General features: G+C 44.9%; 9 protein-coding genes. 6 read left to right on the top strand and 3 right to left on the bottom strand.

Annotated features, from left to right (window positions below):
- Window positions 1-103 precede the first annotated feature (103 nt).
- Genes AB4482_RS22805 through lolB form a run of 3 tightly spaced genes read right to left on the bottom strand, consistent with a single transcriptional unit; the run spans window position 104 to window position 2,595 of the window.
- Complete coding sequence (locus AB4482_RS22805) at window positions 104-1,048, bottom strand: ribose-phosphate pyrophosphokinase (RefSeq protein ID WP_004739814.1); 945 nt, start codon at window positions 1,046-1,048, stop codon at window positions 104-106.
- Between the two features lie 27 nt (window positions 1,049-1,075).
- The gene (gene ispE, locus AB4482_RS22800; protein WP_372181786.1) at window positions 1,076-1,951 is read right to left on the bottom strand and encodes a 4-(cytidine 5'-diphospho)-2-C-methyl-D-erythritol kinase; all 876 of its coding nucleotides are present in this window, start codon (window positions 1,949-1,951) and stop codon (window positions 1,076-1,078) included.
- On the bottom strand, window positions 1,948-2,595 hold the full coding sequence (lolB, locus tag AB4482_RS22795; protein WP_372181785.1) for a lipoprotein insertase outer membrane protein LolB: 648 nt from the start codon (window positions 2,593-2,595) through the stop codon (window positions 1,948-1,950). Before lolB ends, ispE begins: the two co-directional genes overlap by 4 nt.
- Window positions 2,596-2,755: 160 nt before the next feature.
- On the opposite strand from lolB, the gene hemA reads away from it, so the two are divergent.
- The 6 genes from hemA (at window position 2,756) to kdsA (ending at window position 8,283) form a co-directional block, all read left to right on the top strand.
- Complete coding sequence (gene hemA, locus AB4482_RS22790; protein WP_048659779.1) at window positions 2,756-4,015, top strand: glutamyl-tRNA reductase; 1,260 nt, start codon at window positions 2,756-2,758, stop codon at window positions 4,013-4,015.
- A 28-nt stretch (window positions 4,016-4,043) separates the two neighbouring features.
- Complete coding sequence (gene prfA, locus AB4482_RS22785; RefSeq protein ID WP_019821589.1) at window positions 4,044-5,132, top strand: peptide chain release factor 1; 1,089 nt, start codon at window positions 4,044-4,046, stop codon at window positions 5,130-5,132.
- A 5-nt stretch (window positions 5,133-5,137) separates the two neighbouring features.
- Entirely contained in the window at window positions 5,138-5,998 is an 861-nt protein-coding gene (prmC, locus tag AB4482_RS22780) for a peptide chain release factor N(5)-glutamine methyltransferase (RefSeq protein ID WP_372181783.1), read from the top strand.
- 186 nt (window positions 5,999-6,184) lie between these two features.
- The gene (locus tag AB4482_RS22775) at window positions 6,185-6,568 is read left to right on the top strand and encodes a SirB2 family protein (RefSeq protein ID WP_102431678.1); all 384 of its coding nucleotides are present in this window, start codon (window positions 6,185-6,187) and stop codon (window positions 6,566-6,568) included.
- A gap of 28 nt (window positions 6,569-6,596) precedes the next feature.
- Entirely contained in the window at window positions 6,597-7,406 is an 810-nt protein-coding gene (locus AB4482_RS22770; RefSeq protein ID WP_017069620.1) for a SirB1 family protein, read from the top strand.
- Between the two features lie 22 nt (window positions 7,407-7,428).
- The gene (kdsA, locus tag AB4482_RS22765; protein WP_017069619.1) at window positions 7,429-8,283 is read left to right on the top strand and encodes a 3-deoxy-8-phosphooctulonate synthase; all 855 of its coding nucleotides are present in this window, start codon (window positions 7,429-7,431) and stop codon (window positions 8,281-8,283) included.
- The last annotated feature ends 94 nt before the right edge of the window (window positions 8,284-8,377 follow it).

Genomic DNA, 8,377 nt, shown 5'->3' with positions numbered 1-8,377 from the left:
CACATTTCAGGACGGGACACAGACATAAAAAAAGCACTTCATTGAATGAAGTGCTTAATGTTTTTCTCTCGTGTGTTTCTAAAGCAAAGCTATTTAGCTCTGATTAGTTGAACATCGCTGAGATTGATTCTTCATTGCTGATACGACGAATCGCTTCAGCAAGCATGCGAGAAAGGCTAAGTGTTGTCACTTTACCAGTCGCAGCCATCTCTGGAGATAGAGAGATTGAATCCGTTACGATAACTTGGTCTAGAACAGAGTTCTTGATGTTGTTCGCAGCAGTACCAGAGAAAACAGCGTGAGTTGCGTAAGCGAATACACGCTTAGCACCGCGCTCTTTAAGCGCTTCAGCTGCTTTACATAGTGTGCCACCTGTATCGATCATGTCATCAACGATAACACAGTCACGGCCTTCAACATCACCGATTAGGTTCATTACTTCAGAAACGTTAGCACGTGGACGACGCTTATCAACGATAGCGATGTCAACATCACCTAGCGCTTTAGCCGTTGCACGAGCACGTACAACACCACCAAGGTCTGGAGAAACCACAACTGGGTTTTCTAGGCCACGGTTAGCCATGTCTTCTAGAAGAACTGGAGTACCGAAGATGTTATCAACTGGTACATCGAAGAAGCCTTGGATTTGCTCTGCGTGTAGGTCGATAGTAAGAACGCGGTCAACGCCAACGTTAGAAAGGAAATCTGCAACAACTTTTGCAGTAATTGGCACACGAGCAGAACGTACACGACGATCTTGACGGGCATAACCGAAGTAAGGGATTACAGCAGTAATACGGCCAGCAGAAGCACGGCGCATTGCGTCAATCATTACCACCAATTCCATAAGGTTGTCATTGGTTGGTGCACAAGTTGATTGAATCAGGAATACATCGCTACCACGAACGTTTTCATTGATTTGAACAGCGACTTCGCCATCAGAAAAACGGTCTACAGTAGCATCGCCAAGAGAGATGTATAGACGATCAGCAATACGTTGGGCTAGTTCAGGTGTTGCGTTACCAGCAAATAGCTTCATATCAGGCACGGTGGAAACCTCGGGTTGCGTCCAGTTTTAAATAGATTGTGGGTGGGCTGATTGGTATTCAGCCAGAGTTTCTTTTAAAGGAGAAATGTTTCTTCCTTTCGCTATGAAAGCGGAAACTGTGTCAGGCAGTTGTTCTCGCACCAATTCGGCTTCTTTTTCGCTGTTAAATTCAGCAAAAACGCACGAACCTGTGCCAGTCAATCTCGACGGCGCGTATTGTAGCAGCCATGAAAGTTGCTTATCAACCTCTGGGTACAGCATTCGCACAATTTTTTCGCAATCGTTTACGTATTCTTGCTCTAGAAGCGTTGATAGCGCTCGCTTTGGCGTGTTTCGAGTTAATTCTGAATGCGTGAATATGTCTACAGTTGCTATGCTCACTTGAGGTTTAACCACAAGATACCATTTTTCATTCGGATTAGCGGGTTGTAGCTGTTCGCCAACGCCTTCAGCAAAGGCAGCATGACCACGAACAAATACCGGGACATCTGCTCCAAGCTTTAAACCGATTTCGGCGAGCTGATCATCTGAAAGATCGAGTTGCCATAAATAATTCAGGGCGACCAATACGGTTGCTGCGTTTGAAGAGCCTCCACCAATACCACCACCCATAGGCAGTACTTTCTTGAGTTCAATATCCGCACCGAAAGAGGTCGATGTGTATTGTTGAAGGGCAGTAGCCGCTTTCCAAATAAGGTTGTCTTCCGTAGCAACGCCCGGAATTGCAGGGGTTATTGTGATCGCACTTGTTTTTTTATTTGCAGTGACCGTCAGTTCATCACCAAAATCGACAAACTGAAATAAGGTTTGAAGTTCGTGATAGCCATTGTCACGTCGACCAGTGATATAGAGAAATAAATTCAGTTTAGCCGGAGAGGGCCAATGGGTTGGCGTTGTTATCATTTTTTCAGTGTCCACTTCGAAACTACAATGTTGATTTTGTTCTCGTTTTGCTTGAATGACAATCGAGTAGGGAGTGGGATTGTCTCTACTTTTGCGTTGTCTTCATCCGATAGTTGCTTACTCGGCATCTCTGTATTGCGATAGTTAGCAAAATTCAGTGTCCATAATTGACTGCTGACTTGTTTGGACAGAGATTCAAGCGTGTTGGTGCTGCTGAGTTGATAGGAATCGGCTTGGTCTGGAATGCCAAGGAACCATTGTGGTAGATGATCAATGGGGATCTGTAAGCCTGTCAGCTGCTCAACCAAGATTGAAGCACTCGCATGAGTAAATACTTGGTCATCATAGGTCACGACTTTTGCACCTGATGGAGCAATGGTTAGGTTCAACGCGGTTTGACCGAGAAACGTCGTAAGCCTTAATTGACTTTTATTTGGAGAGTGCTTCCAAATGAAATTGAGGCTTTGGCGTTGCTCTGGGGAAATGTAAGCGAGCTTGCCTGACGCTTGATAGTTTTCTATCTGTAAAAGCCGATCTTGGTGACTTTGCCACTCGACGCTGGTTGGTTGTTCTGGGATAGACGAGCAACCCACCATAATTATGGCCATAAAAATAAGAGACGTGATTTTGAGAAGCTTGCTCATATTTGCTCACAACTTGTTCAAATTTATCTAAAAAACGCTTCAACTATAGCATTGAATTCACGAAGTCAGGAAAACAAATCCCGCTTGCTCTTTAAATAGAGCCATGCATCAAGTAAAATTCGCCCCTTGTTTCCATTCCCTGATCGAGAACTTCTGATACATGTCTTTGCTTGCCGTAGGTATCAATCACAATACAGCGTCGGTTGAATTGCGAGAAAAAGTCGCTTTTGGTCCAGATAAATTATCTGAGGCACTCAAGCAACTTAACGCAAATGCACACGTAAATGGAAGTGTCATACTTTCTACCTGTAATCGAACTGAAGTGTATTGTGACGTCAAAGGCGTGGCAAAAAACAAGTTGATCGATTGGTTGTCAGTTTTCCATCAAGTTAGCCCTGAAGAGCTAAAACCAAGCCTTTATATCCATGAAGAGCAGGCTGCGATTAAACATTTAATGCGTGTAGCTTGTGGTTTGGACTCTTTAGTATTGGGCGAGCCACAGATCTTAGGTCAGGTGAAGCAAGCTTATACAGACTCGCGAGAGAACAAATCTGTTGATGCTTCAATGGAAAAACTGTTCCAGAAATCATTCTCTGTCGCGAAGCGTGTTCGAACTGAAACGGAGATCGGCGGAAGCGCGGTTTCGGTTGCTTACGCAGCTTGTACGTTAGCCAAGCACATATTTGAATCGATTGCCGATTCAACCGTGTTATTGGTGGGGGCGGGTGAAACGATTGAGTTGGTGGCTAAGCATCTTTCAGCAAATGGCTGTACCAAGATGATAGTGGCTAACCGAACTCGTGAACGTGCTTTAGGGCTGGCTGAAGAGTTTGGTGCTGAAGTGATCAGCCTAAATGAGATCCCTGATCATCTGCATCGAGCGGATATCGTGATCAGCTCAACCGCCAGTCCGTTACCTATTATAGGTAAGGGTATGGTAGAGACCGCACTGAAGACGAGAAAACATCAACCTATGTTATTGGTTGATATTGCGGTTCCGCGTGATGTGGAATCTCAGGTCGGCGAATTAAACGACGCCTACCTTTATTCAGTGGATGATCTGCAGTCGATTGTTGATGGCAACATTGAACAACGCAAAGTGGAAGCGATTCAAGCGGAAGCAATAGTTAGCGAAGAAAGTGCGGCATTCATGAGTTGGATGCGTTCACTGCAAGCAGTAGACAGTATTCGTGACTACCGTAAATCGGCCAATGAAATCCGAGAGGAATTATTAAGTAAGAGTTTACAATCACTTGCCGCTGGCGGTGACCCTGAGAAAGTCTTACTTGAGCTAAGTAATAAGCTCACAAACAAATTGATCCATGCTCCAACGCGCGCACTTCAAAGTGCAGCAGAGCAAGGAGAACCTGCAAAATTAATGGTCATTAGACAGAGTTTGGGCTTAGAAAACCCTCAATAATATTAGACCTCCAACAGAATAAGACATTATGAAAGCCTCGATTCTAGTAAAGCTTGAAACACTTGTTGAACGCTATGAAGAAGTTCAACATCTACTTGGTGATCCAGATGTAATCGGGAATCAAGACAAATTCCGTGCACTTTCTAAAGAGTACTCTCAACTAGAAGAAGTAACGGCTTGCTTCCAGTCATACCAGCAAGCTCAAGAAGATTTAGAAGCTGCTGAAGAGATGGCGAACGAAGATGACGCTGAAATGCGTGAAATGGCTCAAGACGAAATCAAAGACGCAAAAGCGGCGATTGAACGTTTGACTGATGAGCTACAGATTCTTCTGATTCCAAAAGATCCAAACGATGAGCGCAACTGTTTCCTTGAAATCCGTGCAGGCGCGGGTGGTGATGAAGCGGGTATCTTCGCGGGCAACCTGTTCCGTATGTACTCTAAATTTGCTGAGAAGAAAGGTTGGCGCGTTGAAATCATGAGCAGCAATGCTTCTGAACAAGGCGGCTACAAAGAGATGATCGCTAAGGTAAGCGGCGATGCTGTTTACGGCACCATGAAGTTTGAGTCGGGCGGTCACCGTGTACAACGTGTACCTGAAACTGAATCTCAAGGCCGTGTTCACACGTCTGCATGTACAGTTGCCGTTATGCCTGAGATCCCAGAAGCTGATCTGCCTGAAATCAAAGCAGGCGATCTTAAAATTGATACTTTCCGTGCATCAGGCGCGGGTGGTCAGCACGTTAACACCACGGATTCAGCAATCCGTATTACTCACTTACCAACGGGTACAGTAGTAGAGTGTCAGGACGAGCGTTCTCAGCATAAAAACAAAGCGAAAGCGATGGCTGTTCTTGCTGCTCGTATTGTTCAAGCAGAAGAAGAGCGCCGCGCGGCAGCGGTTTCTGATACACGTCGTAACCTATTAGGTTCTGGTGACCGTAGTGACCGTATTCGTACGTACAACTACCCACAAGGTCGTGTTTCGGATCACCGTATCAACCTTACTATCTACCGTCTTAACGAAGTGCTTGAAGGTGACATGCAAAGCTTGCTTGATCCTGTACTTCAAGAGCACCAAGCCGATCAGCTTGCTGCACTTGCAGAGAACAACTAACCTGTATGCAGTCAGCATATACGGTTGAAAGTGCTTTAAAAGCAGCAATCGTAAAGCTTCAAGAGGGTGATAACACATCACCCTCTATTGATGCCGCGGTACTGCTTTGTCACGCCTTAGATAAACCAAGATCTTACCTACTGACTTGGCCTGAGAAGCATCTCACCTCAGAGCAAGAGTCTGAATTCAATGCCCTTCTAAAACGTCGCTTAACTGGTGAGCCTGTGGCTTATATTATCGGTGAGCGTGAGTTTTGGTCACTGCCGTTAAAAGTTTCTCCTTCTACCTTAATTCCGCGCCCAGATACTGAGCGTTTGGTTGAGGTGGCTTTGGATAAAACGTACGGCAAGCAAGGTGCGATTCTAGATTTAGGGACAGGTACAGGTGCTATCGCGTTAGCATTGGCGTCAGAGATGCCGAACCGACAGGTAACGGGTATTGATCTTCGCCCTGAAGCGCAGCAGCTTGCGACAGAAAATGCGAAGCGCTTAAACATCACCAACGCTACGTTTTTACATGGCAGTTGGTTTGAGCCTTTGAGCTCTGAAGAAACTGTGAAGTTCTCTCTGATTGTCTCTAACCCGCCATACATTGAGAAGAATGATCCTCATTTGTCTCAAGGCGATGTTCGTTTTGAGCCGATCACAGCACTAGTTGCTGAAGATAAAGGGCTTGCTGATATTCGATACATTTCTGAAAACGCACGCGGCTTTTTAGAAAACGAAGGCTGGTTAGCGTTTGAGCACGGTTACGACCAAGGTTTGGCAGTGCGTGAGATAATGCAGGCGCTTGGTTATCTCGATGTTGTCACAGAGAAAGATTACGGTGGTAATGACCGAGTGACATTGGGTCGTTACTGTTCATAGATAGTGACTGTCCATCGGCTGCGGTTAATCGTCTTGTGAGCAATAGATGATGAACTTGCTAAATTGATACCTTTAACTCGACAATACATTTCACCCGATGATGCATTTAACGCAGAAATACAGAGCATTAACGGGTATTGTGTGGCTCGTGTTAATGAAGCACATATAAAAATATAAAGGAATACCATGTACGAAGGTTTAAAACATTTTCACCTATTAACGATTGCGATAAGCGCGCTACTTCTTTCGGTTCGTTTCGCTCTTATGATGGCTAACTCTCCAAAGCTTAAGCATCCTTTCTTGCAGCGTTTTCCTCATATCAATGACTCGTTGCTACTGCTATCGGGTATTGGTTTGATTTTTATCACTGGCTTTATTCCATTTACACCTGCAGCACCATGGTTAACTGAAAAACTAACCTGTGTTATGGCTTACATTGCATTGGGCTTCTTTGCACTTAAACTAGGTAAGAACAAGCTATTGAGAGTTTTCTCTTTCTTCGGTGCACTTGGCTGGTTAGCAATGGCAGGCAAAATCGCAATGACCAAGACGCCAACATTTTTCGGTTAATTATCTCCTTATTTTCGGTTAACTATCTATGTACGAATTTTTTGATGAAGACTTTGACCAGCTAGAATTAGCTGAAGGTGCATTGATCTTAAATAAAGCGATTAACCCAGAAACTCAAGACAGTTGGGCTGAGCAAGAGCTGGCAAGATTGTTTAAAGAAGCTGAGTTTGCTTTGGTTCATGAAACCGACGAACAGCAGAAGTTTGAGTCGTTTATTCGACTATTCTTCTACGAGTGGGGTTTTGCTGGCGATAAGGACGCGTACTTCTCTTCAGAAAACGCATTCATTGATAAAGTGCTTGAGAGAAAGAAAGGCATTCCAGTGAGTCTGGGGGCGATCTTTCTTTTTCTAGGTCGCAAGCTAGGCTTTCCTGTAGAGGGCGTCTCTTTCCCGACTCAATTCTTACTTAAAGTAAGCTGGTACGGGCAAGCTGCGGCCTACATTAACCCTTATAACGGTGAGTACGTTGGCGAACAAACCTTGCGAGCATGGTTAATTGGACATGATGGCCCATTAGCTAAGGTGAAACCTGAGCACTTAGAAGTCGCCGACCACCCAACAATTATTGGTAAGTGGTTAGCCCTGCTCAAGAGTGCACTGCTGCGAGAAGAGCGTTATACACTTGCATTGAAGTGTACTGACCTTGCTTTGACGTTTGTACCTGATGACCCATATGAAATCCGTGACCGCGGTTTTATCTATCAGCAGCTAGACTGTCACCAAGTAGCCGCAACCGATTATCAATACTTTATCGACCAATGCCCAGATGACCCGGCATCTGAGTTACTGAAATCTCAAGTGAACGTCATGAACGAAAAGACAGTGGTCGTTCACTAATTAATAATTATTTAGAGAGAATATGATGGAACAGAAAACAGTTCATATTGGCGATATGCCAATTGCTAACGACAAGCCATTTACGCTATTTGCAGGCATGAACGTTCTTGAATCTCGCGATCTTGCTATGCAGATCTGTGAGCACTATGTAAAAGTAACCGAGAAGCTGGGCATCCCTTACGTATTTAAGGCGTCTTTTGATAAAGCGAACCGCAGCTCAGTTCATTCATACCGTGGTCCAGGAATGGAAGAAGGTCTCAAAATCTTCCAAGAGCTGAAAGATACTTTCGGCGTGAAGATCATTACTGATATCCACACAGAAGCTCAAGCTCAGCCTGTTGCGGATGTGGTTGATGTAATCCAACTACCTGCATTCCTAGCTCGTCAAACTGATCTTGTTGAAGCAATGGCTAAGACTGGCGCAGTAATCAACGTGAAGAAGCCTCAGTTCATGAGCCCGAATCAAGTTGGCAACATCGTTGATAAGTTCGCTGAGTGCGGTAATGACAACATCATCCTTTGTGAGCGTGGCGCTTGCATGGGTTACGATAACCTTGTTGTGGATATGCTTGGCTTTGGCGTAATGAAGAAGTCTTCAAACGGTAGCCCAATCATCTTCGACGTGACGCACTCTCTACAAATGCGTGACCCATCAGGTGCTGCATCTGGCGGTCGTCGTGAGCAAACGGTTGAACTTGCTAAAGCGGGTCTTGCTACGGGTATTGCGGGTCTGTTCATTGAAGCTCACCCAAACCCAGACCAAGCTCGTTGTGATGGCCCATCTGCGCTACCTCTAGACAAACTAGAGCCGTTCTTGAAGCAGATGAAAGCACTTGATGACCTTATCAAAGGCTTTGAGCATATTGATATTAAATAATTGAGATGGATGTGAAGTAACGGAAACGTTATTTAACAAAGTTGATCTAAGAAAGCCCAGTTCTCTGAATTGGGCTTTTTTTAGGTTCATCGCG

This window comes from Vibrio sp. 10N.222.55.C7, assembly GCF_041473335.1.
GTDB lineage: Bacteria > Pseudomonadota > Gammaproteobacteria > Enterobacterales > Vibrionaceae > Vibrio > Vibrio crassostreae_C.
This window is presented reverse-complemented; position numbering and strand designations above follow the sequence as displayed.

What these genes read in the sequence shown, in the direction of transcription:
- AB4482_RS22770 (WP_017069620.1), top strand. Translation starts at nt 6,597, where the DNA reads ATGTACGAATTTTTTGATGAAGACTTTGACCAGCTAGAATTAGCTGAA.
- hemA (WP_048659779.1), top strand. Translation starts at nt 2,756, where the DNA reads ATGTCTTTGCTTGCCGTAGGTATCAATCACAATACAGCGTCGGTTGAA.
- prmC (WP_372181783.1), top strand. Translation starts at nt 5,138, where the DNA reads ATGCAGTCAGCATATACGGTTGAAAGTGCTTTAAAAGCAGCAATCGTA.
- ispE (WP_372181786.1), bottom strand. Translation starts at nt 1,951, where the DNA reads ATGATAACAACGCCAACCCATTGGCCCTCTCCGGCTAAACTGAATTTA.
- kdsA (WP_017069619.1), top strand. Translation starts at nt 7,429, where the DNA reads ATGATGGAACAGAAAACAGTTCATATTGGCGATATGCCAATTGCTAAC.
- AB4482_RS22775 (WP_102431678.1), top strand. Translation starts at nt 6,185, where the DNA reads ATGTACGAAGGTTTAAAACATTTTCACCTATTAACGATTGCGATAAGC.
- prfA (WP_019821589.1), top strand. Translation starts at nt 4,044, where the DNA reads ATGAAAGCCTCGATTCTAGTAAAGCTTGAAACACTTGTTGAACGCTAT.
- lolB (WP_372181785.1), bottom strand. Translation starts at nt 2,595, where the DNA reads ATGAGCAAGCTTCTCAAAATCACGTCTCTTATTTTTATGGCCATAATT.